The 26,581-nt window shown below is 72.5% G+C and carries 24 protein-coding genes; 6 read left to right on the top strand and 18 right to left on the bottom strand.

What is annotated here, in order from left to right:
• Nucleotides 1-9 precede the first annotated feature (9 nt).
• From AB0I54_RS16795 to infC, 8 genes are all read right to left on the bottom strand, one after another.
• The gene (locus AB0I54_RS16795) at nucleotides 10-1,053 is read right to left on the bottom strand and encodes a PP2C family protein-serine/threonine phosphatase (protein WP_363296948.1); all 1,044 of its coding nucleotides are present in this window, start codon (nucleotides 1,051-1,053) and stop codon (nucleotides 10-12) included.
• Between the two features lie 409 nt (nucleotides 1,054-1,462).
• On the bottom strand, nucleotides 1,463-3,979 hold the full coding sequence (gene pheT / locus AB0I54_RS16790) for a phenylalanine--tRNA ligase subunit beta (RefSeq protein WP_363296733.1): 2,517 nt from the start codon (nucleotides 3,977-3,979) through the stop codon (nucleotides 1,463-1,465).
• Nucleotides 3,979-5,100 carry a phenylalanine--tRNA ligase subunit alpha gene (gene pheS / locus AB0I54_RS16785; protein WP_363296732.1) on the bottom strand — a complete coding sequence of 374 codons (1,122 nt, stop codon included), beginning with the start codon at nucleotides 5,098-5,100 and terminating at the stop codon, nucleotides 3,979-3,981. Before pheS ends, pheT begins: the two co-directional genes overlap by 1 nt.
• Before the next feature lie 126 nt (nucleotides 5,101-5,226).
• A complete protein-coding gene (locus AB0I54_RS16780) occupies nucleotides 5,227-6,363 on the bottom strand; it encodes an ATP-binding protein (RefSeq protein WP_363296731.1) in 1,137 nt (378 codons plus the stop codon).
• A 90-nt stretch (nucleotides 6,364-6,453) separates the two neighbouring features.
• The gene (locus tag AB0I54_RS16775; RefSeq protein ID WP_363296730.1) at nucleotides 6,454-7,314 is read right to left on the bottom strand and encodes an RNA methyltransferase; all 861 of its coding nucleotides are present in this window, start codon (nucleotides 7,312-7,314) and stop codon (nucleotides 6,454-6,456) included.
• A 194-nt stretch (nucleotides 7,315-7,508) separates the two neighbouring features.
• Nucleotides 7,509-7,892 carry a 50S ribosomal protein L20 gene (gene rplT, locus AB0I54_RS16770; RefSeq protein WP_030381833.1) on the bottom strand — a complete coding sequence of 128 codons (384 nt, stop codon included), beginning with the start codon at nucleotides 7,890-7,892 and terminating at the stop codon, nucleotides 7,509-7,511.
• Between the two features lie 110 nt (nucleotides 7,893-8,002).
• Entirely contained in the window at nucleotides 8,003-8,197 is a 195-nt protein-coding gene (gene rpmI / locus AB0I54_RS16765; RefSeq protein WP_004933563.1) for a 50S ribosomal protein L35, read from the bottom strand.
• A 111-nt stretch (nucleotides 8,198-8,308) separates the two neighbouring features.
• On the bottom strand, nucleotides 8,309-9,007 hold the full coding sequence (infC, locus tag AB0I54_RS16760) for a translation initiation factor IF-3 (RefSeq protein WP_363296729.1): 699 nt from the start codon (nucleotides 9,005-9,007) through the stop codon (nucleotides 8,309-8,311).
• Between the two features lie 369 nt (nucleotides 9,008-9,376).
• Between infC and AB0I54_RS16755 the strand changes: the two genes are divergently transcribed.
• On the top strand, nucleotides 9,377-9,721 hold the full coding sequence (locus AB0I54_RS16755) for a DUF1844 domain-containing protein (protein WP_363296728.1): 345 nt from the start codon (nucleotides 9,377-9,379) through the stop codon (nucleotides 9,719-9,721).
• 58 nt (nucleotides 9,722-9,779) lie between these two features.
• On the opposite strand, the gene AB0I54_RS16750 is transcribed toward AB0I54_RS16755, so the two are convergent.
• Nucleotides 9,780-10,511 (bottom strand): SseB family protein, encoded by a 732-nt coding sequence (locus AB0I54_RS16750; RefSeq protein ID WP_363296727.1) that lies wholly within the window; start codon nucleotides 10,509-10,511, stop codon nucleotides 9,780-9,782.
• A gap of 150 nt (nucleotides 10,512-10,661) precedes the next feature.
• On the opposite strand from AB0I54_RS16750, the gene AB0I54_RS16745 reads away from it, so the two are divergent.
• Nucleotides 10,662-11,690, top strand: coding sequence for a serine hydrolase (locus tag AB0I54_RS16745; RefSeq protein WP_363296726.1), 1,029 nt, complete (start codon nucleotides 10,662-10,664; stop codon nucleotides 11,688-11,690).
• 18 nt (nucleotides 11,691-11,708) lie between these two features.
• On the opposite strand, the gene mycP is transcribed toward AB0I54_RS16745, so the two are convergent.
• Both mycP and AB0I54_RS16735 read right to left on the bottom strand, forming a co-directional pair.
• Nucleotides 11,709-12,902 (bottom strand): type VII secretion-associated serine protease mycosin, encoded by a 1,194-nt coding sequence (mycP, locus tag AB0I54_RS16740; protein ID WP_363296725.1) that lies wholly within the window; start codon nucleotides 12,900-12,902, stop codon nucleotides 11,709-11,711.
• Entirely contained in the window at nucleotides 12,899-14,587 is a 1,689-nt protein-coding gene (locus AB0I54_RS16735) for a hypothetical protein (RefSeq protein WP_363296724.1), read from the bottom strand. The genes mycP and AB0I54_RS16735 overlap by 4 nt, the downstream gene beginning before the upstream one ends.
• A 277-nt stretch (nucleotides 14,588-14,864) precedes the next feature.
• Here AB0I54_RS16735 and AB0I54_RS16730 point away from each other — a divergent pair, with 277 nt between their 5' ends.
• Nucleotides 14,865-16,067 carry an amino acid deaminase/aldolase gene (locus AB0I54_RS16730; RefSeq protein WP_363296723.1) on the top strand — a complete coding sequence of 401 codons (1,203 nt, stop codon included), beginning with the start codon at nucleotides 14,865-14,867 and terminating at the stop codon, nucleotides 16,065-16,067.
• On the opposite strand, the gene AB0I54_RS16725 is transcribed toward AB0I54_RS16730, so the two are convergent.
• From AB0I54_RS16725 to AB0I54_RS16710, 4 genes are read right to left on the bottom strand one after another with little or no spacing between them, the layout of a single operon-like run.
• The gene (locus tag AB0I54_RS16725) at nucleotides 16,068-17,291 is read right to left on the bottom strand and encodes a haloacid dehalogenase-like hydrolase (RefSeq protein WP_363296722.1); all 1,224 of its coding nucleotides are present in this window, start codon (nucleotides 17,289-17,291) and stop codon (nucleotides 16,068-16,070) included.
• 27 nt (nucleotides 17,292-17,318) lie between these two features.
• Complete coding sequence (locus AB0I54_RS16720) at nucleotides 17,319-18,101, bottom strand: 3-oxoacyl-ACP reductase (RefSeq protein WP_363296721.1); 783 nt, start codon at nucleotides 18,099-18,101, stop codon at nucleotides 17,319-17,321.
• A 7-nt stretch (nucleotides 18,102-18,108) separates the two neighbouring features.
• Nucleotides 18,109-19,473, bottom strand: a complete 1,365-nt coding sequence (locus AB0I54_RS16715) for an aldehyde dehydrogenase family protein (RefSeq protein ID WP_363296720.1) — start codon at nucleotides 19,471-19,473, stop codon at nucleotides 18,109-18,111.
• Nucleotides 19,474-19,484: 11 nt separating this feature from the next.
• Nucleotides 19,485-20,843 (bottom strand): glutamine synthetase family protein, encoded by a 1,359-nt coding sequence (locus tag AB0I54_RS16710; protein WP_363296719.1) that lies wholly within the window; start codon nucleotides 20,841-20,843, stop codon nucleotides 19,485-19,487.
• Between the two features lie 93 nt (nucleotides 20,844-20,936).
• Between AB0I54_RS16710 and AB0I54_RS16705 the strand changes: the two genes are divergently transcribed.
• Nucleotides 20,937-21,674, top strand: a complete 738-nt coding sequence (locus AB0I54_RS16705; RefSeq protein WP_363296718.1) for an FCD domain-containing protein — start codon at nucleotides 20,937-20,939, stop codon at nucleotides 21,672-21,674.
• A gap of 94 nt (nucleotides 21,675-21,768) precedes the next feature.
• Entirely contained in the window at nucleotides 21,769-22,455 is a 687-nt protein-coding gene (locus AB0I54_RS16700; protein WP_363296717.1) for a gamma-glutamyl-gamma-aminobutyrate hydrolase family protein, read from the top strand.
• A gap of 501 nt (nucleotides 22,456-22,956) precedes the next feature.
• Here AB0I54_RS16700 and AB0I54_RS16695 read toward each other — a convergent pair.
• Nucleotides 22,957-23,877 (bottom strand): LysR family transcriptional regulator, encoded by a 921-nt coding sequence (locus AB0I54_RS16695; RefSeq protein ID WP_363296716.1) that lies wholly within the window; start codon nucleotides 23,875-23,877, stop codon nucleotides 22,957-22,959.
• A 70-nt stretch (nucleotides 23,878-23,947) separates the two neighbouring features.
• On the opposite strand from AB0I54_RS16695, the gene AB0I54_RS16690 reads away from it, so the two are divergent.
• Entirely contained in the window at nucleotides 23,948-25,075 is a 1,128-nt protein-coding gene (locus AB0I54_RS16690; protein ID WP_363296715.1) for a TDT family transporter, read from the top strand.
• On the opposite strand, the gene AB0I54_RS16685 is transcribed toward AB0I54_RS16690, so the two are convergent.
• Both AB0I54_RS16685 and AB0I54_RS16680 read right to left on the bottom strand, forming a co-directional pair.
• Nucleotides 24,987-25,706, bottom strand: a complete 720-nt coding sequence (locus tag AB0I54_RS16685; RefSeq protein WP_363296714.1) for a helical backbone metal receptor — start codon at nucleotides 25,704-25,706, stop codon at nucleotides 24,987-24,989. The two genes, AB0I54_RS16690 and AB0I54_RS16685, sit on opposite strands and share 89 nt — an antisense overlap.
• Nucleotides 25,706-26,275, bottom strand: coding sequence for an XRE family transcriptional regulator (locus AB0I54_RS16680; RefSeq protein ID WP_363296713.1), 570 nt, complete (start codon nucleotides 26,273-26,275; stop codon nucleotides 25,706-25,708). The genes AB0I54_RS16685 and AB0I54_RS16680 overlap by 1 nt, the downstream gene beginning before the upstream one ends.
• Nucleotides 26,276-26,581 lie beyond the last annotated feature (306 nt).

Here is a 26,581-nt window from a genome sequence, read left to right as displayed (position 1 = left end):
CGTTGTCGGCTACCGGTTCGTTGTCGGCTGCGGGTCGAGTGGGGCTGGTCGCGCAGTTCCCCGCGCCCCTGAGGTATGCCGCTGCCGGCGATCGTTGCGGAGTACCAGTACGGCGATGTCGTCCGTGGGCCTGCCGCCGGTGTGGCGGAGCAGGGCGGTGAAGACCGTACGCAGGATCGTCTGGGGTGAGGCCTGGCGGTCGCGGGTCGCCACCGTCAAGGCTGTCGGCAGGGAGAAGAACCTGCCGTGTGTGTCCCTCGCGTCCTCCGCTCCGTCCGTGTAGAGGACCAGGGACTCGCCGGGGAGCAGGTGGCCGCAGCGTACGGGGTCCAGGTCGGGTGGCAGGGGGAACGGGCCCAGGGGTGGCAGGGGTTCGGTGTGGGCGAGTGGGGCGACTCCGTGGGCGCTGAGCAGATACGGCCAGGGATGTCCGCAGTTGAGTGCGCGGAGTTCTCCGTCCCGGCGGATCTCCAGCAGGAGCACGGTGACGAACTCCTCGGCCGGCGGGGTGTCGGGCTCCCGGCCGGTGGAGGGGTGTTCCGCGCGGGAGCGCTCGCGCAGATGACGGGCGAACGCGCGCTCCAGGCGTCGTAGCACACCGCCGAGTTCGGGCTCGTCGTGCGCGGCCTCCCGGAAGCTGCCGAGGAGGGCGGCCGCCGTGCCGATGGCGGGCAGTCCGTGGCCGCGCACGTCACCCATCACGACCCGTACGCCTTGTTCGGTGGCGATCGCCTCGTACAGATCACCGCCGATGGCCGCGCCGCGGTCGGCGGACAGCTGGGCGGCGGCCACGCCCAGGCCGTCGAGACGCGGGGGCAGCGGCCGCAGCAGCACGCTCTGCGCGGCGCCCGCCACCTTGCGGACCTGCGTCAGTTCGCGCAGCAGCGCCCGGCGGACATGGAATATCAGCCCGGTGCCGACCGCGAGGAACACGGCGCTGGTGACGATCCGCGCGCCGAGCCCCTCCTGCTGGGCGAGCGGGCAGCCGAACTTGTACGAGATCGCCACGGCGCCCCACGCCGTGGGCAGCCCCAGGGCGAACACCCGGCGCAGCGACCGGCGCTCGGGTTTGCGTACGGCAGGGCGGTCGTCCGCGGAGTCCGGGTGGTGGACGCTTCTCCTGCGCAAGGTGCGGCAGGGGTGGCGGGCCCGGGTCCGGACCCACGCCGGCAGCGCCCTGCGGTCAGGCCCCCGTGAGTGTGTGTGGGGCCGCCTCCTGCGGGAAACCCCAGCCTTGATGCGGATCATGCCGATGGCCCCCCATATAGGCCCTGACAGAGCAGACGGACCGACCCCGAAAGGCCGGTCCGATTCTTGCGACGTCATGACCCGAAACGGCCGGATCGCCCCGGCTTCTCACCCGAATGAGTGAGCAATCTCCGGACGCCTGCATTTATGCAGGTCACAACGGAGAAGGGGGCGGATCCGGAGTCCCGGACCCGCCCCCTCTCGCGTGATGGCATCACGCCCCGCGGAGCACCGCCCCGGTCCGCTCAGCGGCCAGCGCAACCGCCGTGTCACGGGCCGTGGAGGCCTCGTCCACGGTCAGCGTGCGGTCGGCGGCGCGGAAGCGCAGCGCGTAGGCGAGCGACTTCTTGCCCTCGCCCAGCTGCTCGGCGCTCTCGTACACGTCGAACAGCCGGATGGCCTCCAGCAGTTCACCGGCGCCCTCGCGCAGCGCGGACTCGACGTCCGCGTGCGGGACCGACTTGTCGACGACCAGGGCGACGTCCTGCGTGGCGACCGGGAACGTGGAGATGCTCGGCGCCTGCGGGGCGCCGTCGCCGACCTGCTCCAGCGCGTCCAGGTCCAGCTCCATCGCGCTGGTGCGGTCGGGCAGGCCCAGGGCCTTGAGGACGCGCGGGTGCAGCTCGCCCGCGTGGCCCACGACCCGCTCGGTGCCCTCGGTGACGACCACGAGCTCGGCGGTGCGGCCCGGGTGCCACGGCCCGTACTGGCCCTTGCGGACGACCAGCTCGGCGCCGGCCTCACGGGCGACCGTGCGGGCGGCCTCGACCGCGTCGGCCCAGTCGGCCGGGCGGCCCTTGCCCCACCAGCCGGTCTGCTCGCGGGCGCCCGCGAGGACGACGGCGACATGGCGCGGCTGCTCGGGCAGCGCGGCGTTCAGCTCGGCGAGCTCCTCGTCGGTCGGGCGCCGGTCCACGGGCAGGTTCGCGGCGGCCTTCTGCTCCCCGGCCGGGTGGAAGACCAGGCCGGTCTCGAACAGCGCCAGGTCGTGCGTACCGCGGCCGTCGTTGCGGCGCAGCGCGCCGAGCAGGCCCGGCAGCAGCGACGTACGGAGCGCGGGCTCCTCGTCGTTGAGCGGGTTGGTCAGCTTCACGACGCGACGGGCCGGGTCGTCGGCGTCCAGGCCCAGCTGGTCGAAGACCTGCTCGGCGATGAACGGGTAGTTCGGCGCCTCGACATAGCCCGCGCCGGCCAGAGCCCGGCCGACGCGGCGGTGCAGCCGCTGCCGGTGGGTCAGTCCGCGGCCCGAGGGGAGCTTGGGCAGCGTCGAGGGCAGGTTCTCGTAGCCCTCAAGCCGGATGACCTCCTCCGCCAGATCGTTCGGCTCGGTGAGGTCGGGCCGCCAGGACGGGACGGTGACGGTCAGCTCGTCCTGCCCGTACACGTCGCAGCCGATCTCCTGGAGCCGCCGTACGACGCTCTCGCGGCCGTACTCGACACCCGCCACCTTGTCCGGGTGGTCGGCCGGGGTGGTGATGGTGCGCGGCGCCCCGGGCGCGCTCACCTCGGTGACCCCCGCGTCCGCCGTACCGCCCGCGAGGAGCACCAGCAGGTCGACCGTGCGCTGGGCCGCCGCGGCGGCGGCCTGCGGGTCGACGCCGCGCTCGAAGCGCCGGGACGCCTCGGAGGACAGCTTGTGGCGGCGGGCCGTGCGGGCGATGGAGATCTGGTCGAAGTGGGCGGCCTCGATCACGACCTCGGTCGTGGCGTTCTCCACGTTCTCGTGATCGGCGATCTCGGTGTTGGCGCCGCCCATGACACCGGCCAGGCCGATGGGGCCGCGCTCGTCGGTGATCACCAGGTCCTCGGCGTGCAGCTTGCGCTCGACGCCGTCGAGGGTGACGAGCTTCTCGCCCTCCGCCGCGCGGCGGACACCGATGGTGCCCTGGACCAGGTTGCGGTCGTAGGCATGCAGGGGCTGGCCGAGTTCCATCATCACGTAGTTGGTGATGTCGACGGCGAGCGAGATCGGGCGCATGCCGACCTTCTGCAGGCGGCGCTGCAGCCAGATCGGGGAGCGCGCCTCCGGGTCCAGGCCGGTGACGGTGCGGGCGGTGAAGCGGTCGCAGCCATTGGGGTCGGAGACCTGGACCGGGTAGCCGAAGGCGTTCGGGGCGGGCACGTCGATGAGCGCCGGGTCGCGCAGCGGCCGGCCGTAGGCGATGGCGGCCTCACGGGCGACGCCGCGGATCGACAGGCAGTCGCCGCGGTTGGCGGTGACGGCGATGTCGAGGACCTCGTCGACCAGCTCGAGGAGCTCGATGGCGTCCTTGCCGACCTCGGTCTCCGGCGGCAGCACGATGATGCCGTGGGTGCCGTCGTCGCCCATGCCCAGCTCGCCGCTGGAGCAGATCATGCCGTGGGACGTCCGGCCGTACGTCTTGCGCGCGGAGATCGCGAAGCCGCCCGGCAGCACGGCGCCGGGGAGCACCACGACGACCTTGTCGCCGACCTGGAAGTTGCGGGCGCCGCAGATGAGCTCCTGGGGCTCGCCGGTGCCATTGGCCTGGCCGACGTCGACGGTGCAGAAGCGGATCGGCTTCTTGAACTCCGTCAGCTCCTCGATGGTGAGCACCTGGCCCACGACCAGCGGACCCTTGAGGTCGGCACCCAGGTGCTCGACGGTCTCTACCTCGAGGCCTGCGGAAATGAGCTTGGCCTGGACGTCGCGCCCGGTCTCCGTCGCCGGCAGGTCGACGTACTCCCGCAGCCAAGAAAGCGGGACCCGCATCAGATCTCCATCCCGAACGGCCGGGTGAACCGGACGTCACCCTCGACCATGTCTCGCATGTCTTCGACGTTGTGGCGGAACATCAGCATCCGCTCGATGCCGAACCCGAAGGCGAATCCGCTGTACTTATCCGGGTCGACGCCGCAGGCGGTCAGCACCTTCGGGTTGACCATGCCGCAGCCGCCCAGCTCGATCCAGCCCTCGCTGGAGCAGGTGCGGCAGGGGCGGTCGGGGTTGCCGACGGACTCGCCCTTGCAGACGTAGCAGAGCATGTCCATCTCGGCGCTCGGCTCGGTGAAGGGGAAGAAGTTCGGCCGCAGCCGGGTCTTCATGCCCTCGCCGAACAGGGACTGGACCATGTGGTCCAGGGTGCCCTTGAGGTCGGCCATGGTCAGGCCCTCGTCCACGGCGAGCAGCTCGACCTGGTGGAAGACCGGGGTGTGCGTGGCGTCCAGCTCGTCGGTGCGGTAGACGCGGCCGGGGCAGATCACGTACACCGGCAGCTCACGGTCGAGCAGCGAGCGGATCTGCACGGGCGAGGTGTGGGTGCGCAGGACGACGCCGGACTCGGTGCCGCCGCCGGGGCCCTGCACGAAGAACGTGTCGGCCTCGCCGCGGGCCGGGTGGTCCGGGCCGATGTTGAGCGCGTCGAAGTTGAACCACTCGGCCTCGACCTGCGGGCCCTCGGCGACCTCGTAGCCCATGGCCACGAAGATGTCCTCGATGCGCTCGGAGAGCGTGGTCAGCGGGTGGCGGGCGCCGGCCGGTACACGGTCGTGCGGCAGCGTGACGTCCACCGCCTCCTCGACCAGCACGCGGGCGTCGCGCTCTGCCTCCAGCTCGGCCTGGCGGGCGGCCAGGCCCTTGTTCACGGCTCCGCGTGCCTGGCCGACCAGCTTGCCGGCGGCAGCCTTGGCATGCGGGGGCAGGGCGCCGATCTCGCGGTTGGCGAGGGCCAGCGGGGAGGTGCCGCCGCTGTGGGCGACCTTGGCCTCCTGGAGCGCGTCGAGGGAGTCCGCGGCGGCGAAGGCGGCGAGCGCCTCGTCCCGCATGCGCTCGATCTCTTCCGGTTTCAACGCCTCGACCTCGACAGGGTCGTACGACTTATTCGGTGCCGACATCTCTTCCCGTGCTTCCGATTGGCTGGCGGATGGTCCCCGTGACCGCCTCAGGGCCGTATGCAGGACACAAAGGTGCCAAAGGCCGAGTCTAACGGGGTGGGGGTGGACGAATGCGCCCGTGGGCCATCAGGCGAGATACGCCGGTGCGCCCACGGGCAACGTAAATCGGAACTCCGCGCCGCCGCCGGGGGCGCGGCCGACCGTGATGGTGCCGCCGTGGGCCTCGACGATGCCCTTGACGATGTACAGCCCGAGGCCCGTGCCACCGCGCTTGCTACCCCGCCAGAAGCGGGTGAAGACGCGGTTCATGGACTCCTCCGGGATGCCGGGCCCCTCGTCGCTCACCGTGACCGACGTACCGACGTCCTCTCCCTCCCGGGGGGACGCCGACGGCGTGATCTCAATCGTGACCGTTCCCTCGCCGTGCCGCACGGCATTTTCCAGCAGGTTGCTGAGGACCTGGTCGACCTTGTCGGGGTCGGCCCACAGATCGGGCAGCGGCTGCTCGATGCGCAGCAGGAACCGGTCGGCGGTCTGTCCGGCCGCGACGTACGCCTGGATGTGCCGGCCGACGGCCGCGCCCATGTCCACGGGCTGGCGGCGCACCTCCAGCCGCCCGGAGTCGATGCGGGAGATGTCCAGGAGCTCGGCGATCAGCCGGGTGACCCGGTCGGCGTCCGCGTCGACGGTCTCCAGCATCAGCCGCTTCTGGTCGTCGGTGAAGCGTTCCCACTTGGCGAGCAGTGTGGCGGTGAAGCCCTTGACCGAGGTGAGCGGGGAGCGCAGCTCATGGGCGACGGTCGCGATCAGCTCGGCGTGGCTGCGCTCGGTGCGGCGCCGGGCCTCGGTGTCGCGCAGGGACACGACGACCCGGCGGACCGGCCCGGCGGGTTCGGTACGGACGTACCGGGCCGATACGAGCACTTCCCGCCCGCCGGGCAGCAGCAGGTTGCGCTCGGGCTGCCCGGCCCGGATGGCGAGCCCGCCGTACGGATCGGTGATCTGCCACCAGCGCCGGCCCTCCAGGTCCTCTAACGGCAGCACCTTCTCCAGGCGGTGGCCGAGGGCGTCGGCGGCGGAAACGGCGGTGATGCGGGCGGCGGCCGCGTTGAAGCAGATGACGTACCCGTGCTCGTCGGCGACGACGAGGCCGTCGGGCAGCTCGTCGGGGTCGATGCCGAGTCCGGCGAGATCACCGTGCCGGGGCGCGGGTACCCGGTGCACGTCCCGCCCTCCCGGCGCACTGCTCGTGCCGACGCTCATCCCCGCACTCCACCTCTCAGTCGGCATGGGGGTCCCCCCGCTCACGCGCAGCCGACGCCTCGGGGGAAGGCCCCCGAGGCGGTCACCCTACTAGCTCTCGGTGACGGAGCGGCACCCTCCGGAGGCGCGCTGTGCACGGGCCGACGCGTAGAGACATACGGCGGCGGCGGTGGCCAGGTTCAGACTCTCGGCCTTTCCGTGGATCGGGACGCGCACGACGGCGTCCGCGAGGGCGCGCGTCTCCTCCGGTAGCCCCCATGCCTCGTTGCCGAACACCCACGCGGTGGGCCCGCCCATGGTGCCCTTGTCGAGCTCGTCGTCGAGGTCGTCCGTACCGGCCCCGTCGGCGGCGAGGATGCGCACGCCGGCGTCCTTGAGGCCCTCGACCGCCCGCTCGACGGGGACGCCGACAGCGACGGGCAGATGGAACAGCGAGCCCACGGAGGCGCGCACGGCCTTGGGGTTGTACAGGTCTACGGAGGCGTCGGTGAGGACGACGGCCTCGGCGCCGGCGGCGTCGGCGCAGCGCAGCACGGTGCCGGCGTTGCCCGGGTCGCGCACGTGCGCGAGGACGGCGACCAGCCTGGGCCGGGCCTTGAGGATCTCCTCGAAGGGCGTGTCGAGGAACCGGCACACTCCGACCAGCCCCTGCGGGGTGACGGTGGTGGAGATGTCGGCGATCACTTCCTCCGAGGCGAGGTGGATCCGGGCCCCGGCGGTCCGGGCCTCGCCCACGATGTCGGCGTACCGCTCGGCGGCCTCGACGGTGGCGAACAGCTCGACGAGCGTGGCGGCACCGTCGACCCGGTGCGCCGCCGCCTCCCGCACGGCCTGCGGCCCCTCGGCGAGAAACAGCCGCTCCTTGCTCCGGAAATTCCGCCGAGCCAGCCGCCGAGCAGCAGCGACACGCGAGGAACGGGGAGAGATCAGCTCAGGAGAGACGGGCGGCATCCTCTTGACTTTCGGAGACTTGTAGCGCCCCGAAAGGGGCGCGGGGCTGAATCCATGTGCGGCTCCGCCGCGTGGGCGCGACCAGCCACAACGGCCCCACAGCCGAACGACGCACGACGGACCCCCAACAACAGGACCCGCAAGCCCAAGAGCCTGCGGGTCCTACAGTCACGTCGGCTGAAGCCGGCGCAGCGTCACGCCGCCTTGGGGGCGTTGACGTCCGACGGCAGCGCCTTCTGGGCGACCTCGACGAGCGCGGCGAACGCGTTCGCGTCGTTGACGGCCAGCTCGGCCAGGATCTTGCGGTCGACCTCGACGTTCGCGGCCTTCAGACCCTGGATGAAGCGGTTGTAGGTCATGCCGTTGGCGCGGGCAGCGGCGTTGATGCGCTGGATCCACAGCTGACGGAAGTCGCCCTTGCGCTTCTTGCGGTCGTTGTAGTTGTAGACCAGCGAGTGGGTGACCTGCTCCTTGGCCTTGCGGTACAGGCGCGAACGCTGACCGCGGTAGCCGGAGGCCTGCTCGAGGATCGCCCGGCGCTTCTTGTGGGCGTTGACTGCCCGCTTGACGCGTGCCACTTTTTAACTCCTTGTAGCGGGGCCGCGGTTGTCCTCACGCGGCCCGAAAACGATTGGGTCCCGGTCCTGACGTACGGCGCGGATCGATCGGACGATCAGGCGCCGCCGTGTCACTTGCCGAGAAGCTTCTTGATCTTCGCGGCGTCGCCCGGGGCCATCTCGGCGTTGCCGGTGAGGCGACGCGTCACGCGGGACGACTTGTGCTCGAGCAGGTGGCGCTTGCCGGCGCGCTCACGGAGCACCTTGCCGGAGCCGGTGACCTTGAAGCGCTTGCTGGCACCGCTGTGCGACTTGTTCTTCGGCATAGCGCCGTTCTCTCCTCGTCGGTGGCGCTCCGATGCCCGGTTGCGAAAACCGGGCACGGTGGAGCGTCGCTCTTGTATCGGTTACGTCCTGGGGACTCGCGTCCCCCGGGATCACGCCTCGGCGGATGCCTCGGCAGGGGCCTCGGCATTCTCAGCGTTCTCAAGGTCCGCGGCGTTCTCAAGGTCCGCGGCGTTCTGCGAGCGGCCGGGGTTGGCCTTCGCTTCGGCCTTGCGAGCCTCCTGCGCCTGACGGGCCTCGGCCATCGCCTCGGTCTTCTTCTTGTGCGGACCGAGAACCATGATCATGTTTCGGCCGTCCTGCTTCGGGTTCGACTCCACGAAACCGAGGTCCTGGACGTCCTCCGCGAGACGCTGCAGCAGTCGGTAGCCCAGCTCGGGCCGGGACTGCTCGCGACCACGGAACATGATCGTGATCTTGACCTTGTCGCCCTGCTTGAGGAACCGGACGACGTGACCCTTCTTGGTGTCATAGTCGTGCGGGTCGATCTTCGGCCGGAGCTTCATCTCCTTGATGACCGTGTGCGCCTGGTTCTTGCGCGCCTCACGGGCCTTCATGGCCGACTCGTACTTGAACTTCCCGTAGTCCATGAGCTTGCACACGGGCGGACGGGCGTTCGCCGCGACCTCGACCAGGTCCAGGTCGTACTCCTGTGCAAGCTCCAGTGCCTTGGCCAGCGGGACGATGCCCACCTGCTCGCCACTGGGACCGACAAGTCGCACCTCGGGAACGCGAATCCGGTCGTTGATGCGGGGCTCGGCGCTGATGGATCCTCCTCGGTAGCACCACACGGCGGTCTGGCGGACAGCCGCGTATGTCTCTGTTCGTAAGACCTAACCGCGCCGAAGCACAAAAAATGCCCCGGACGATCACAGGCGGGGCTCCAAATACACTGCCGGAGCACCGCCGCGATGACCGCGGGGCGCGTTTCGGGCGACTCCACCGTCCGTACGGAACGGTGGTGGCCGCCTGACCGGGGTGACCCGCCGCCCCTGAGGACGGTCGGGTGGGAGATCGGAGCCTCCACTTGTGGGCCGGGCCTGATCGCCGTGTGGCATACCAGTCCGGCCGGTCGTCACACAAGGTTAGCAGCATCGGGCGGCAAGGGCTAATCAGGGCCAAGTGGGGAGGGCACCCGTGGTGCACCTATCGTGTGGGGCATGAGTGAGACCCCCGACTTCGACTCCATGACCCGCGACATCGCCGAGGTCCCCGCGGTCGAGGTGATCGTGACGGTCGCCGTCAACCTGATGAGCGCCGCGGCCGTGAAGCTCGGTCTGACCGAGGAGGGCGAGAAGCACAAGGACCTGGACGAGGCCCGCAAGCTGGTGACCGCCCTCGCCGGTCTGCTGGACGCGAGCGCGACCGAGATCAGCTCCTTCCACGCCGCGCCGCTGCGCGACGGCCTGAAGTCGCTGCAGCTGGCGTTCCGCGAGGCGTCGGTCGTCCCGGACGAGCCGGGCCAGGGCCCCGGCGAGAAGTACACCGGGGCCGTCTACGGCTGATCGGCCCCAACCCGGTCCGTCCTCATCCGTTCATCCGCGTACGGCCGTCCGCTCACGGTCATCCGCGTACGTACAGGGGCTCGCCCGGAGGCGTGGTCCCGGCCGGCAGCAGTGCCAGGTCGAGGCCCCGCACCAGGCGGGCCCTGAGTGTTTCGTCGGCCGCGAGCCGCTGGGCGACGGCACGCGCGGCCTCGGCGGGCACGGCAGCGGGGTCCAGCACCAGGGCGAGGGTGCCGTCGGCCTCCCCGGGACCGAGGTGGGCGCTCAGCACGGCGGGCTCGGCGGCCACGGCGGCGCGGACGGCATCGACGACGGCCGGGTCGGCGAGCGGGTCGGTCGTCGTACGGCCCTCGGCGAGCGCGAACAGCGCGGGCCCGGTCAGCTCGAACGGCACCGGACCCGACATGTCGAGGACGACCGTGTCCGCCTTCTCGTGCGCGGCGGCCCGCAGCGCCTGGTGCAGCGGTACGGCGACCGGGCGGGCGCCGGGGTCCCACAGGGCCAGCGCGTCCGTGGAGGTGAAGGCGGGCAGCGCGGTGCGGTCGCCGGCCTTGAGGGTGGGTACGGCCATGTCGCTGGTCTTCTCGCGGCGCAGCCCGTTCCCGTCCTCCTCGACCTCACCGAGCACGGCGACGACCGGGACGAGCAGCCGGGCACCCTTGAGCGCCTCCAGAACGGGCCCCACGGCGGTGCGGTCCTCGGCCCAGGCGGACAGCGCGGCGCTCAGCCGGGGATCGGCCGAGCCGTCGTCGTCGGAGTAGCCGGGGTCGGGAATGTTCTTGTTCGCCACGGTCCCCGACCCTATCGGGGGGAAGCTGCTGGGCTTGTGCGGCCCCCGAAACCTCACGGTCACCGGATTCACCGGAATCTCAGATTTCCCTGACGAGCTTCTAACACCGGTCTCACGGCCCGCACAGTCCACGCCCCGAGCATCGCCGGCATGGAGTCTTCCCGAGCCCGCCGTCGCCGCGCTCGTCCGTCCCGGGGCCGTATGTTCGTCCACACCGCGCTCGCCGTGGCCGCGATAGCCGGGGGCACGGCGGGCGGTACGGCGTATGTGACGGCGCGGGCTCACTCGGGCCCCGTATCCTCGGCGAAGTCGCCGTCGCCCGCGTCTTCGTCATCGTCTTCGTCATCGGCCTCGGCGAGCGGGGAGGAATCGGTGGAACCCGCGGCGGAACCGACCGTCGACCGTGTCGCGTTGCTGACCAAGGCCATGAAGTCGGTGACGGTGCCGGCCTCGGCCAAGGTGTCGGCCGCGGTGCTGAGCCTGGACTCCGGCGAGAGCGCCGGCTACGGCGACGCGGCCTTCGACACCGCGAGCATCGTCAAGGTCGACATCCTGGCCGCCCTGTTGCTCCAGGCGCAGGACGCCGGCCGGCATCTCACGGCGGCCGAGAAGACGTACGCCACGAAGATGATCGAGAACAGCGACAACGCCTCCGCGACTGCGCTGTGGAACACCATCGGCCGGGCGGACGGCCTCGACGCGGCGAACAAGCGCTTCGGTCTCACGGAGACGGAGGGCGGCGAGGGCGCGCTGTGGGGGCTGACCCAGACCACGGCCGCCGACCAACTCGTCCTGCTCCAGCAGGTGTTCGGGGACGACTCGATGCTGAGCGAGGCCTCGCGGGCGTATCTCCAGCGGCTGATGAAGAACATCGAGGCCGACCAGCACTGGGGTGTCTCCGCCGTGGCGGACGGCTCCGGATGGGCGCTGAAGAACGGCTGGCTGGCGCGCAGTACGACGGGCCTGTGGGACGTCAACAGCATCGGGCGTGTGACGGTCGACGGCACGGCGTACCTGGTGGCCGTCCTGTCGAACGGCAGCGCCTCGCAGGCGAAGGGCATCTCCCTGGTCGAGGCGGCGGCGAGGGCGGCCGTGTCGGCATTCACCGATGGTGACACGGCGTCCGTGGCCGTGGCCGCTTCGGCCTCGGCCACGGAGACGCAGACGGAGACGAACTGACGGCCTCGGCCAGGAGCCTCAGTAGCCGCCGTACCGGCGCGACGCGCGGCGGCTCCTCCACAGGACGACGGCCGCGACGAGGAGCACTCCACCGGCGCTGCCCGCGAGGGGGCCGGCCCAGCCGGAGGCGCCGTCGGTGGCCTCGGCGCTGTCGGGTCCCGGGCCGAAGTACTTCTGGCCGTAGGCCGCCGAGTGCAGGCCCTGTGGTTTGAGGCGGGCGGCGGCCTCGATGGCGGCGGCCGGGTCGATGAAGCCGAACCCGCGGGAGTCGTCGCGGCCCCCGCTGGGCGCGTCCCGGGCGGTGTCCTCCAGGAGCTTCTTGATCTGGGCCGGGGTCAGCCCCGGGTGGGCCGCCTTGACCAGGGCCACCGCGCCCGAGACGAAGGCGGAGGCGGCGCTCGTCCCCCATCCCTCGTAGTACTTGTGGTCCGGGTCGGCGATGACGACGTCGACGCCCGGCGCGCTGACCGTGGCGTACCAGCGGCGGGTGGAGAAGGAGGCGCGGGTGCCGTAGCGGTCGACCGCGGCGGCGGCTATGACACCGGGGTAGGCGGCCGGGTAGGAGATGTGGTCGCCCTTCTCGCCGCCGTTGCCCGCGGAGGCGACGACGACGGCGCCCTTCTTGAGCGCGTACTGCACCGCCTCGTCCTCGCTCGGCTCCGGGTGCGCGGAGGCGGAGTCGTCACCGAGGGACAGGTTGATGACGTCGGCACCGTGGTCGGCGGCCCAGCGGATGCCCTCGGCGAGGGCGTTGCCGCGGGTGCTGCGGGCCTTGCCGCGGGCGCTGTCGCCGTCTTCGAGGATCACCCGGACGGGCAGGATCTTGGCCTCCGGGGCGATGCCCATGACGCCGTCGGCGTCACCTGGTCCGTGGCCATGACCCGCGATGATGCCGGCCATGGCCGTACCGTGCCGGGCCCAGGTACGGTCCCCGCGCTTCGCCCCGAACCTGATCAGGTCCTTGCCCGGCAGGACGTTGCCCGTCAGGTCCGGGTGGTCGGCCTCGACGCCGGTGTCCAGGACCGCGACGGTTATGCCCTTGCCCTTGGTGGTCTGCCAGGCCTGCTGGGTGTGCATGGCGGACAGGGCCCACTGCTGGGCGCGGATGCCGTCGGCGTAGGCGGTGGTGGACGGCACGAGGGCCAGCGAACCGGCGAGGAGGAGGCTCAGGGCCGGGCCGGTCAGGCGGCCCACGCGGCGGCGGCCGTTCATGAGGGCGTCTCCGTGGCCGAGCTGACGGTCTGCCGCAGGCGCCGCTGGATGCGGTCGGCGAGACCCTGCGCCTCCTGGCCGAGGCCCGCCTGGGCGGGGGCACTGGTGGCGCCGGACTCCATGGCGTCGGCGGCGGGCTGGGGAGAGTCGACCGTACGTCCGTCGGCCCAGCCGGAGACCGCGTAGACGACGACCGGGGCGTCGGTGAGGACGGAGATCGTCCAGGAGGCGCGCTGCTTGACGCCGAAGCCGGCGGCGACGGTGTTCTTGGCGGCGTACGGGCGGGGCATCAGGTCGGTACGGCGGTCCAGGCCCTCCTTCTTGAAGCGGCCGGCGAGGGAGGTCATGGCCGCGGAGTCGCCCTTGGTGAACAGCAGGCCGACGGTGGTGACATAACTCTGGGTGGCGTCGGTGTAGGTGGCCCTGAGCAGTCGCCGGCAGCCGACGGGGGCGAGGGCCTTGCGCAGCAGCGGGTCGAGGGCGTTCGCGCAGCCGCTGTCCGGGGCGACGGCGACACGGGTCCAGGTGCGGTCGGCGCCGCCGGGTCCCGCGCCGCTGCCCTCCACGGTGGGCGGGAACAACTCGTCGACCGGCACGTTGTGCCACATCGCTCCGGCCGCGGCGAAACTGTTGGCGGCCCCCGGACTCCCGGAGTCGCCGGTGAGCCAACTCCCGGTCACCGCACCGCCGATGAGCCCGAGCCCGATCACGACACAGGCGGCGGCAGCGGCGGTCCGCGGCGCCGCCCACGCCCCCAGCGGGCGCGGCCGCCCGCGCTCGTCGTACCCCTCGGCCTCCCCGAACGACACGACATGCCGGGCCGCGCTCCAGGAGAGGGCCGGGTCCGGGGACACGGGCATCGCGGACGAGCCCGGTGCTTCGGGGGCCGGGCCGTCGCCGCCCCGGACCGGACCCCACGCCTCACCGGAGACGGGGACACCGACGGGACGCGGCGGCACGCCATCGGCCGAGCGGGGCGGGAAGACCGGCGCCGGGGAAGTGCCGCTGACGGACGCCCCGCCGCCTGCCGAAGGCGGCGCGGACGATGGAGCGGACGGGCCGGCAAGGTGGCGCGGGTCGCCCTTCGGCGGGCGTGACGGAGCCGAGGAATCCGAGGCAGGAGAGGAATCGGTGCGCCCGACGGACTCGGCACTCGTGGAGTCCGGTTCCCGATCGGGCTGCGGCGGTATGCCGGCGGAACCCGGGCGGGCGTCCGGTGCGGGCGTCGCGGAGTCCGGCCGGGTGGCGCGCGACGGGGTCGCCGAGGCGCCGGTGGGCGGCTCGGGCGGGCGGGCCGGGGGCACCGGTCGCAGGCGGGCGGGACGGTCCAGCCGAGCGGGCGGCGGGGTGCCGGGCCGGCGGGGCGGCGCCGTGGCCCCCGGTCCGGTCTGGTCGGCGCTCGTCCGGCGCGGCTCGCGACCGGCGGTCGGCGGCGCGTCGGGGAAGCGTGCGGAGGCCGGTGGCGGGGGCGCGGACGGGGTGTTCGGCGTCAGGCGGAACGGGCGGAGACTGGGGAAGCGGGGCTGCCCGTCCGGGGAACCGGAAGACGGCCCGCCCTGCAGTGGCTTGTCCTCCGAGAGGTCACCGTTCGTCGTGGCGTCGCCGGAGGCGGAGTCGTGGGGGCGGCCGCGCGGAGGTGTCGTGGGGCGGGGCGGGATCGGGGCGTGCTGCGCTTCCCTGCTCATGCACCCCCCGTTTCCTCGTGCCCGGGCCGTTTCCTCGTACGCGGGCCGCCGTCCTCGTCGCCCGGGCCCGGTGCGGGACAGTCCGCCCCCCAGGCACGCATACCCGCAGCGGCGGCCCGGCATCCCGGCGCAGGGCGTCGGCCGGAGTCGTTCCGTCGTGCGTGCGCGTCACTCTACGGGGTGTCGCAGGGCGAACGGGAACCAGTCCGTGACCCCGGGGGTATCTGCCCGGAACGTCCCCCTACCCTGCGGTAATCCAGTCTGGCAGGCTTCGTGCATGACTGCGCGCGCCGCCGACCGGGCCCGTTACGACCGGGCCACCGCCCATCTCGACGCCCCTCTCGCGATCGTGGACCTGGACGCCTTCGACGCCAACGCGGAGGATCTCGCCCGCCGGGCCGGCGGGAAGCCGATCCGGGTCGCCAGCAAGTCCGTACGCTGTCGTGCCCTGCTCGAACGCGTCCTGGCGAGGGACGGCTTCCGGGGCGTGATGTCCTTTACGCTCGCCGAGTCCCTGTGGCTGGCCCGCTCCGGTTTCGACGACGTCCTGCTCGCTTATCCGTCCGCCGACCGCACCGGTTACGCCGAGCTCACCGGCGACCCCAAGCCGGCCTCGGCCGTCACCGTCATGGTCGACTCCGTCGCCCACCTCGACCTGATCGACGCCGCGCGCGCCGGCGGCCGTGAAGTCGTGCGCGTCTGCCTGGAGTTGGACACCTCGCTGAAGCTGCTCGGCGGACGGGTGCGGGTCGGGGCGCGGCGTTCACCGCTGCACTCCCCCGCCCAGGTCGCGGAGCTGGCACGGGCGGTGGCCCGGCGGCCCGGTTTCCGGCTCGTGGGGATCATGGCGTACGAGGGGCACATCGCCGGTGTCGGTGACGCCGTCGCCGGGCGGCCGCTGCGCTCCCGGGCGATACGGCTGATGCAGGCGACCGCCCGCCGTGAGCTGGCCGAGCGGCGCGCGGCGGTGGTGCGGGCGGTCCGGGCCGTGGTCCCGGACCTGGAGTTCGTCAACGGTGGCGGCACGGGCAGTGTGCAGCACACTGCGGCCGAGGACTGTGTCACCGAGATCGGGGCGGGTTCCGGACTGTACGTGCCGCGCCTCTTCGACAACTACACGTCCTTCAAGGGGCGTCCCGCCGCCCTCTTCGCCCTGCCCGTCGTGCGCCGGCCGGGGGTGGGCGTGGTGACCGTGCTCGGCGGCGGCTACCCGGCCTCCGGTGTGGCCGGGCCGGACCGGCTGCCGGTGCCGTATCTGCCTCAGGGGCTGCAGTACGACTCCCAGGAGGGTCCCGGCGAGGTGCAGACCCCGCTGCTCGGCTCGCCCGCCGACGACCTGCTCATCGGCGACAAGGTGTGGTTCCGGCACGCCAAGGCCGGTGAGCTGTGCGAGCGCTTCGCCGCGCTGCACCTGATCGAGGGGGACACGGTGACCGCCACCGTGCCGACGTACCGGGGCGAGGGCCACACCTTCCTCTGATCAGTACACGGTGTCCGGCTCGTCCGGGACCGCCGTGCCGTCCTCCCGCCGGAGCGGCCCGTGGGTGCCGTCGGGAGCCGTGTAGGCGGTGGTCGAGCACGGGTACGGCTCGGGCCTGCGGGGCAGCGGGTCGATGAACATGGGCGTGACCAGCCAGCGTCCGTCGGCGTCGTCGTAGGCCCGGCACATCAGCTCCGGCTTGTTGCGGTTGACGGCCAGATGGACGCCGGTGGCGTCGCCGACGAAGGTGACGTCGGTGTCGGCGTCGCCTGCCGCGAGGGCGGGCCGCCGCTTCGGGGGCTGCCGCAGCCAGGCCGCGGCGCCCCGGACGCCGTACACCTCCTGGTTGATCCAGCAGCGCTTGCCGTCGATGTAGGGGATGACCTCGCCCCGGCTGGCCGGAGTGCCGCCGCAGCCCTCGTTCCGGGGGGTGATGCGGCCGCGGCGGTCCAGGACCGGGCGGATCGCGATCGTGTGGGCCGCGTCGATGCCGACGCCCGCCGACCAGACCTCGGTGACGGGCTCGGCGCCCGCGGAGACGATGTAGACGTCGAATCCCGCCCGTTGGAGGGTGTGGATCAGGTCGCGCTGCTGGTCGTAGTAGCGGACGTACGCGGGGAGGGTGTGCGTGCCGAGGGTGCGGGTCGCGCCGACGGGGGCGGCCAGGGCCTCGCGGCGGGCGGCCGTGGCGTAGGCGGTGAGTTCGGCGGGGGTGCGGCCGGCGAAGAGCTGGGGCACCCAGGCGTACTGCGGCACGGTGCGCCGGTGGTTCCAGGTGCCCGCGAAGGCCGGGGCGCCGGTCATGGTGGTGGCGTTCTCGCGGATCTCCAGGATCTCGTCCGCGCAGCGCGGGCCGGACAGGACGGGGCCGCCGCCGGTGCCGCAGGCCCGGGTCAGGGCCTGGTCGGCGGCCGGGGTCAGCCACTTGCTGGTGTCCGTCCAGTGGTCCGGGCGGAGCAGCTTCCCGTGGCGCAGGGCCCAGGTGAGGGTCGCGTCGGTGACGTCGTTCTTGGTGACCGTGTTGTCCCAGTCGAACGCGGCCACCGCGCCCCGGTGGCCGGAGCAGGTGCCGTAGGTGTCGATCACCTGCTGGAGGCGGGCGCGGTCGTCGCCGTGCCAAGTGCCGGTCAACCGTGGGCAGTCGGGGTGTGCGGGCGGTTGTGGGGTCGCGGCCGTCAGGGTGGTGGCGGCCGCGACCAGGGTCCACGCGAGAAGGTGTCGCATACGACCCGAACCGTACCGGTATGCCCCCTAGAGCGGTGTGACGTACGCGCCCGAGATTCCGCCGTCCACCAGGAAGTCGGTGGCGTTGACGAAGGCGGCGTCGTCGCTGGCCAGGAAGGCGACGGCGGCGGCGATCTCTTCGGCCTCGGCGAACCGGCCGACCGGGATGTGCACCAGCCGGCGGGCGGCCCGCTCCGGGTCCTTGGCGAACAGCTCCTGAAGGAGCGGGGTGTTGACCGGGCCCGGGCACAGGGCGTTCACGCGGATGCCCTCGCGGGCGAACTGCACGCCGAGTTCCCGGGACATGGCGAGCACGCCGCCCTTGGACGCGGTGTACGAGATCTGGGAGGTCGCCGCGCCCATCCGGGCCACGAAGGACGCCGTGTTGATGATGGACCCCTTGCCCTGGCGGCGCATGTAGGGGATGGCGGCCTTGCAGCACAGGTAGACGGAGGTGAGGTTGACCTCCTGGACGCGCTTCCAGGCCTCCAGGCCGGTCTCCAGGATGGAGTCGTCGTCGGGCGGCGAGATGCCGGCGTTGTTGAAGGCGATGTCGACGCTGCCGTAGGTGTCGAAGGCCGCCTTGAAGAGGGCCTCGACCTGCTCGGGGTCGGTCACGTCGACCTTCACGAAGATCCCGCCGACCTCGTCGGCGGCGGCCTTGCCGCGGGCTTCGTCGACGTCGCCGCAGACGACGTGGGCGCCCTCGGAGGCGAGCCGGCGGGCGGCGGCCAGGCCGATGCCGCTGCCGGCTCCGGTGATGACGGCGGTACGGCCGACCAGGCGGCGGCAGATGGTTTCGTCGGTCATGAGCGGCTCAGGCCTCCGTGCTGATGAAGACGTTCTTGGTTTCGGTGAAGGCGGTCAGGGCGTCCGGGCCCAGTTCGCGACCGAGGCCGGACTGCTTGAACCCGCCGAACGGGGTCGAGTAGCGGACGCTGGAGTGGGAGTTGACGGACAGGTTGCCCGCGCGGACGGCCCGCGAGACGCGCAGGGCGCGGCCCAGGTCGCGGGTCCACAGGGAGCCGGCGAGGCCGTACGGGGTGTCGTTGGCGAGGCGTACGGCGTCCGCCTCGTCCGTGAAGGGCAGCAGGACGGCGACCGGGCCGAAGATCTCCTCGCGGGCCGCCTCGGAGTCCGGCCGCTCCCCCGTGAGCACGGTCGGCGCGAACCAGAAGCCGGGCCCGTCGGGCGCGCTGCCGCGCAGCGCACGGGCGTCGTCCGGCACGAAGGACCGTACGCGGTCCAGCTGCTGACGGGAGATCAGCGGGCCCATCTGGGTCTTCTCGTCGGCGGGGTCGCCGACCACCACGGCCGACAGGGCGTCGGCGAGGAACGCGTGGACCTCGTCGTACACGGGCTCCTGGACGAGGATGCGGGTGCGGGCGCAGCAGTCCTGGCCGGAGTTGTCCAGGAAGGAGAACGGGTCGACCGCGGACTTCAGGTCGGCGTCGGCGAAGACGATGTTCGGGCTCTTGCCGCCGAGTTCGAGGGTGACGGGCTTGACCTGCCGGGCGCAGCGCTCCATGACCTCGCGGCCGGTGCGGCTGGAGCCGGTGAAGACGATCTTCGCCACGTCCGGGTGGTCGACCAGGGCGCGGCCGGCGATATGGCCGTATCCGGGGAGGACTTGGAACAGCCCCTCCGGCAGGCCCGCCTCCAGCGCTAGTTCGGCGAGGCGCAGCGCGGTGAGCGGGGTGGTCTCGGCCGGCTTGAGGACGACGGCGTTGCCCGCGGCGAGCGCCGGGAAGGAGCCCCAGGCGGCGATGGGCATCGGGAAGTTCCAGGGCGCGATCACACCCACGACGCCGAGGGGTTCCTGGAAGGTGACGTCCCAGCCGCCGGGCACGGGGATCTGCTTGCCGAGGAGGCGTTCGGCGCCGCCGGCCGCGTACAGCAGCAGGTCGCGGGCGTTGCCGGCCTCCCAGCGGGCGTTGCCGAGGAGGTGGCCGGCCTCGCGGACCTCCAGTTGCGCCAGTTCCTCGACGTGGGCGTCGACGACGTCGGCGAAGCGGCGCAGCAGGCGGGCGCGGTCGGCGGGAGCCGCGGCCGCCCACCCGAGCTGGGCGGCGGTCGCGCGGGCGACGGCGCGGTCCGCCTCGGCCGCGTCGGCGGCGGGGACGGTGGCGACGACCTCCTCGGTCGCCGGGTTGAGTACCTGGAGCTCGGACTCGTTCGACACGGAAGGACCTCTCACATGCGTTCGAAGGAGCGGCGCAGCTCCCAGTCGGTCACCGCGGCGTCGAAGGCCTCCAGCTCGACGCGTGCCATGTTGCGGTAGTGCGCGACGACCTCGTCGCCGAAGGCGGCCTTGGCGATCGGGCTGTTCTCCCACAGCTCGGCGGCCTCGCGCAGGGTGGTGGGCACGTGCTCGAAGTCGGCGGTGTAGGCGTTGCCGGGGCAGGGCTCGGGCAGTTCCAGCTTCTGCTCGATGCCGTACAGCCCCGCCGCGACCAGGCCGGCGACGGCGAGGTGCGGGTTGACGTCGCCGCCGGGCAGCCGGTTCTCGAAGCGCAGGGAGCGGCCGTGGCCGACGATCCGCAGGGCGCAGGTGCGGTTGTCGTGGCCCCAGGCGACGGCGGTCGGGGCGAAGGAGCCGGGCTGGAACCGCTTGTAGGAGTTGATGTTGGGGGCGTAGAGGAGGGAGAAGTCACGGAGGGCGGCGAGCTGGCCGGCGAGGAAGTGCCGCATGACCTCGCTCATCCCGTCGGGTCCGGGCATGACGTTGGTGCCGTCGGCGTCCGCGAGCGAGAGGTGGATGTGGCAGGAGTTGCCCTCGCGCTCGTTGTACTTGGCCATGAAGGTGATGGACACGCCCTCCTGGGCGGCGATCTCCTTGGCTCCGGTCTTGTAGATGGCGTGCTGGTCGCAGGTGACCAGCGCCTCGTCGTAGCGGAAGGCGATCTCGTGCTGGCCGGGGTTGCACTCGCCCTTGGCGGACTCGACGGTGAGGCCGGCGCCGGCCATCTCGTTGCGGATGCGGCGCAGCAGGGGCTCGATGCGGCCGGTGCCGAGCACGGAGTAGTCGATGTTGTACTGGTTGGCCGGGGTCAGGTCCCGGTAGTTCGCGTCCCAGGCCTGCTCGTAGCTGTCCTTGAAGACGATGAACTCCAGCTCGGTGCCGACCTGGGCGGTGTAGCCGAGCTCGGCGAGTCGGTCCAGCTGGCGGCGCAGGATCTGGCGGGGCGCGGCGGCCACCGGGGAGCCGTCCTCCCAGGCCAGGTCGGCGATGACCATGGCCGTGCCGGCGTTCCAGGGCACGCGGCGCAGGGTGGAGAGGTCGGGGTGCATGGCGAAGTCGCCGTAGCCGCGGTCCCAGGAGGACATCGCGTAGCCGTCGACCGTGTTCATCTCGGTGTCGACGGCGAGGAGGTAGTTGCAGCCCTCGGTGCCGTGGTGGAGAACTTCGTCGAGGAAGAATCGTGCGGCGAACCGCTTGCCCTGGAGTCGCCCTTGCATGTCGGGGAAGGCCAGGACGACAGTGTCGATCTCACCGCCGGCGACGAGGGTGTGCAGCTCCTCGACGCTGAGCGGGGGTGTGCGGTCTGCCACGGGAGAGCTCCTTCGGCTTCTGCGCTTTTTCGGCCGGGCCGGGAGCCATAAGGTATTGCGGAGAACCATTGCTTGGGAAGGGGGTACGGCCGGATGTCGCAGGACACTGAGCCCGGGAGGCTGGGCGACCGCCTCACGCCGGTGCTGCGGCCGGTGCGTGCGGGGAACGGCTTCGAGGAGGCTCTGGAGCAGATCCTGCAGGTCGTGCGGCTCGGTCTGGTGCCGGGAGGCGAGCGGCTGCCCGCCGAGCGGGAGCTGGCCGAGCGGCTCGGGATCAGCCGGGTGACGCTGCGCGAGGTGCTGAAGGTGCTGCAGGACCAGGGGCTGGTGGAGTCGCGGCGCGGGCGGTACGGCGGAACGTTCGTGCTGCCGCGGGCCGATGCCGGCGGCGAGGACGAGCTGCGGCGGCGGATCGCCGAGGTCGACATCGAGGACATGCTGCGCTTCCGGGAGGTCCTGGAGGTGGGCGCGGCCGGGCTGTGCGCGGCGCACGGACTGACCGACGAGCAGGCGGGGCGGCTGCGCGAGGCACTGGCCCGCACGCATGACGCTCCGCTGGCCGACTACCGGCGCCTGGACACGCTGCTCCACCTCACCCTGGCGGAGCTGTGCGGCTCGCCGACGCTGACCTCGCAGTACGCGGCGGTGCGGGCGACGGTGAACGACCTGCTCGACTGCATCCCGCTGCTGGTCCGCAATCTGGAGCATTCGCAGCGGCAGCACATCGCGCTGGTGGAGGCCGTGCTGGACGGCGACGCGGACGGGGCGCGGGAGATGATGCGGGAGCACTGCGCGGGCACGGCCGCGCTGCTGCGGGGGTTCCTGGCCTGAGGGCGCGGACTCCTCGCCCGGCGCGAGGGCTTGCCGTTCATCGGTACCTCGGCAAAGGTATGAACTCAATCCATTGCGGGGAGCGTGAGGACGTATGACGGGCAGGCCGCTGATCGGCATCAGTACCTATCTGGAGTCCGGGGTGCGGTGGAGCGCGTGGGCGATGGAGGCCGCGCTGCTGCCGGCCGGCTATCCGCGCCTGGTGCAGCGGGCCGGTGGGCTGGCCGCGATGCTGCCGCCGGACGGGCCGGAGCATGCGGCGGCGGCCGTGGCACGGCTGGACGGCCTGGTGATCGCCGGCGGTCCGGACGTCGAGCCGGTGCGCTACGGCGCGGAGCGCGACCCCCGTACGGGGCCGCCGGCCCGGGAGCGCGACGCCTGGGAACTGGCCCTGATCGACGCGGCGCTGGACGCGGGCGTACCGCTCCTCGGCATCTGCCGGGGTATGCAGCTGCTGAACGTCGCCCTCGGCGGCACGCTCACCCAGCACATCGACGGCCACGCGGAGGCGCCCGGGGTGTTCAGCGCGCACCCGGTCAAGCCGGTGCCGGGAACGCGGTACGCCCAGGCGGTCCCGGAGGAGACGTCCGTACCCACGTTCCACCACCAGGCGGTGGACCGCCTGGGCGAGGGACTCGTCGCATCGGCGCACGCGGCCGACGGCACGGTGGAGGCGATCGAACCGGCACTGGGCGACCGGTGGCTGCTGGGCGTGCAGTGGCATCCGGAGATGGGCGAGGACCTACGGGTGATGCGAGAACTGGTACGGGCCGCTTCATGAGCGGCAGCGGCGCCTGAGCGTTCACCCCCGCGCGAGGGGCAGGGCATCAAGCACCTGGCGGGTGCCGGAGCCGTGCTCCCGCAGTCGGCGAGGTGGCCGCCAAGGCGCGGGCCGCTTCGTGAGCGGCAGCCGCGCCTCAGCGGCGGCGTCCGCGCCGAAGCATTCACCTCCGCGTGAGCGACAGCAGCTCGCGTGCCTGAGGACCGCCGGGCCCGCCCCCGCCGACCGCGGAAGCTTTCACCACCCTGGTGCAGGAGAGCTCGATGAGCGGGCGGGCAAGGCCGCCAAGCGCCGCATCAAGCACCCGGCGGGTGCCGGAGCCGTGCTCCCGGCAGGATCGGCGAGGTGGCGGCCAAGGTGCGGGCCGCTTCGTGAGCGGCAGCCGTGCCTCAGCGGCGGCGTCCGCGCCGAAGCATTCACCTCCGCGTCAGCGACAGCAGCTCCCGTGCCTGACGACCGCCGGGCGCCCGCCCCCCGCCGACCGCGGAAGCTTCACCGTGTTCAGCCTCGCGTCAGTGACAACAGTTCCCGTGCCGGGCCCGTTGGGCGGTGGCCCGTCGGCCAGACCGCGCGTAGGTCTCTGGCCAGCAGGATCCCGTCGACGGGGATGCTCACCAGGCGGCGCATGGCGAGTTCCTCGCGAACCGCGAGTTCGCTGAGGACCGCCGGGCCCGCCCCGCTGACCGCGGAGGCCTTCACCGCCGTGGTGGAGGAGAGCTCGATGAGGGGCCGGGCCAGGCCCCCGAGGGCCGCGTCGAGAACCTGGCGGGTGCCGGAGCCGCGCTCGCGCAGGATCAGCGGGGTGGCCGCCAGTTCGGTGGCCGGGAGGGGCGTTCTGCGGCGGGCCCAGGGGTGGCCGGGGGCCGTGACGACGATCAGGCGGTCATGGGCGATCACGGCGGAGTCCAGCCCCGGAGGCACCGTCAGTCCCTCCACGAAGCCCACGTCGGCCTCGTCCGCCAGCAGGCGCTCCGCCACCGCCGTCGAGTTGCCGGCCAGCAGCGACACCGCCGTGTCGGGGCGATCGGCACGCAGCGCCAGCAGCCAGCCCGGGAGCAGATACTCGGCGATCGTCATGCTGGCCGCGACCCGCAGACGCGAGTCGCGGCGGTCGCGCAGCGCCTGCGCCCCCACGTCGAAGGCCTCCGCCGCCTCCACGACCCGTCTCGCCCAGTCCGTCACCAGCGCACCGGCGTCCGTGAGCCGGGAGCCGCGCGGCGAGCGGTCCACCAGGGCCACCCCCAGCTGGCGTTCCATCGAGCGGATCCGGCTGCTGGCCGCGGGCTGGGTGATGCCGACCTCCCGCGCGGCCGCCCCGAGACTGCCCAGCCGGGCCACCGCCAGCAGCAGTTCCAGCGCCCCGAGGTCCGGCACCCGGTGCGCCAGGGTTCCCGGTCCGCGCCGCTCCTCCACCTCACTCATAAGACCAGCTTATGCCCTCATAGAGACGAACTCCCTGGTCGCTGCCGTACGCCCGCACGAGGGTGGAGCCATGGTCACCACAGCCGTCCGCAATCTCGGCCCCAACTGGTACGCATCCGTCATGGGAACGGCGGTCGTGGGCACCGCCGGCGCCGCACTCCCCCTGCACAGCGGCGCCCTGCGCCTCGCGTGCACCGTCGTATGGGCGGCCTCGGGCGTGCTGCTCCTGGTCCTCCTCGGCGCCCGCGCCCTGCACTGGACCCACCACCGCGACCAGGCCCGGGCCCACCTCCTCGACCCGGCGACGGCCCCGTTCTACGGCTGTCTGTCCATGGCCCTGCTGGCCGTCGGCGGCGGCGCGATGGCCGTCGGACGGGACTGGATCGGCATCCGGGCGGCGGTCGCCCTCGACGGCGTGCTGTTCGTCGCCGGTACGGTCGTCGGGCTCGCGACCGCCGTCGCCGTGCCGTACCTCATGGCCGTACGGCACCGGATCGAGCCGGGGCAGGCCACACCCGTGTGGCTGCTGCCGTTGGTCGCCCCCATGGTGTCCGCCGCGCTCGGTCCTGCCCTGGTGCCCCATCTCCCGGCCGGCCAGCCCAGGGAGACCCTGCTGCTCGCCTGCTTCGCGATGTTCGGGCTCAGCCTGCTCGCCACGCTCCTGATGCTGCCCGTCGTCTTCGCCCGGCTGATCACTGGGGGCCCGCTGCCGCTCGCGCTCACACCGACGCTGTTCCTGGTCCTCGGGCCGCTCGGGCAGTCCACCACCGCCGTCGGGGCGTTCGCGGACGTCGCGCCCGGGGTCGTACCCGCCCCGTACGACCAGGGCTTCAGCCTGCTCGCCGTCCTCTACGGGGTGCCGGTCATGGGCTTCGCGCTGCTGTGGTTCGGGCTGGCCGCCGCCCATGTGGTGCGGGCCCGGCGGGACGGGATGGGGTTCGCGATGACGTGGTGGGCGTTCACCTTCCCGGTGGGCACCTGTGTCACCGGGGCCGCGGCGCTCGCCCGGCACACGGGGCTGGCCGTGTACGGCTGGCTGGCGGTGGGGCTGTACGCCGTGCTCGTCGCGGCCTGGGCGGCGGCGGCCCGCGGCACGGCGCGCGGGCTGGTCAGCGGTGAGCTGCTCGCAGGGCCCCGGCCAGCACCCGCGGCGCCTCGGCCAGTGACGGCCCGTACCACGTCAGGTGCCGTCCGCTGACGAGCGCGCAGGGCAGGCCGGGGAAGGCCTCCGGACCGTCCTCGGATGTGAAGCGGTACGGCTCGTCCGGGAGGACGACCAGGTCGGGAGCCGCCGCCCGCAGCTCGTCGAGCGGAATGCGGGGGTAGCGGTCCGCGTGCCCCGCGTAGAGGTGGTCGACCCCCAGGCGGGCGAGTACGTCGCCCGCGAAGGTGTCCCGGCCCAGGACCATCCACGGTCGCCGCCAGATCGGTACGACCGCCGTGGCCCGGGCAGCGGGTGCCGCGAGCGACGACCAGGCGCGCTCCGCCTCCACCAGCCAGCCGGGGCGTTCCGGCGCGCCGCACGCGGCCAGGACCCGGGTCAGCTCCCGGAAGGCCTGCGGTACGTCCCGGACCTCGGTGACCAGCACCTGAAGGCCGGCCGCGCGCAGGGCGTCGAGGTCGGGGGCGCGGTTCTCCTCCTCGTTGGCGACCACCAGGTCGGGGGCCAGGTCCACGATCCGGTCGAGCCGGGGGTTCTTGGTGCCGCCCACGCGGGTGACGTCCAGGCCCGCCGGATGGGTGCACCAGTCCGTCGCGCCGACCAGGACACCGGGCGCGGACACGGCCACCGCCTCGGTGAGCGAGGGGACCAGGGAGACGACTCGCACTAGCGGGACCGGTCCTGGACCGCCTCGATGTGCTCGGCCACCGCCACGACGATCACACGGGTGTCGGGCACCGTGGCCCGCCAGCGGTGCCGGACCCCGCCGGTGAGGTAGAGGGTGTCGCCGCGGCCGAGCCGGTAGGCGCGGCCCTCCGCCTCGATCTCCACGGCGCCGTCGGCGACGTACATCAACTCGTCGTTGCGGTGCTGGAATTCGCGTCCGGCGTCATGGTCGCCGGTGAACTCCGAGGCGTGCAGCTGATGGTGGCCGCGGACCAGGGAGCGCACCCGGGGCGTGAAGTCCTGCTCGGGGCTGTCGGAGCGCACGACGTCGACACTGCAGGCGGGGTCGGCGGCGGCGAGCAGTTCGACGGCCGTCGTGCGCAGGGCGTCGGCGACCTTCTCCAGGGAGCCTGTGCTGGGGCGTGCCCGGTCGTTCTCGATCTGGCTCAGGAAGGGCACCGACAGTCCGCTGCGCTCGGATACGACGGCGAGGGTGAGCTCCAGCGCACGGCGTCGTCGCCGGACGGCCGCGCCCACCCGAACGGGCTGTTGTTCTTTGTGGTCGCCCATCGCTCCGGCTCCCTCCTTCGCTCGTCGCTGAGCTGTACGGTGCCCGGCGTCGGGCACAACACGTCTGATGAGTTCTCTGCACCCTACGCATGTTCGGCAAACCGTTTCATGCGGCCGTCACATCCATGTCACATCGCGTGGGTGTGACCCTTACGGTTCGCGCCAGTGGACGAGCCCGTGCGCCCGCCCCGTCCTGGGGTCATGATCGTGCGTCACCCCCTCGATACCGTGCGCGGTCGGCCGCTCCCGGTCACGGCGACGCGAAACGTGGGCGCTGACGTAGCGCTATGTGGTTGGCCGGATCCT

Origin of the sequence: Streptomyces sp. NPDC050625, from assembly GCF_040654755.1 — a bacterium.
GTDB lineage: Bacteria > Actinomycetota > Actinomycetes > Streptomycetales > Streptomycetaceae > Streptomyces.
Note: the sequence above shows the minus strand (reverse complement) of the source record. Positions and strands in the feature narration are given on the sequence as shown.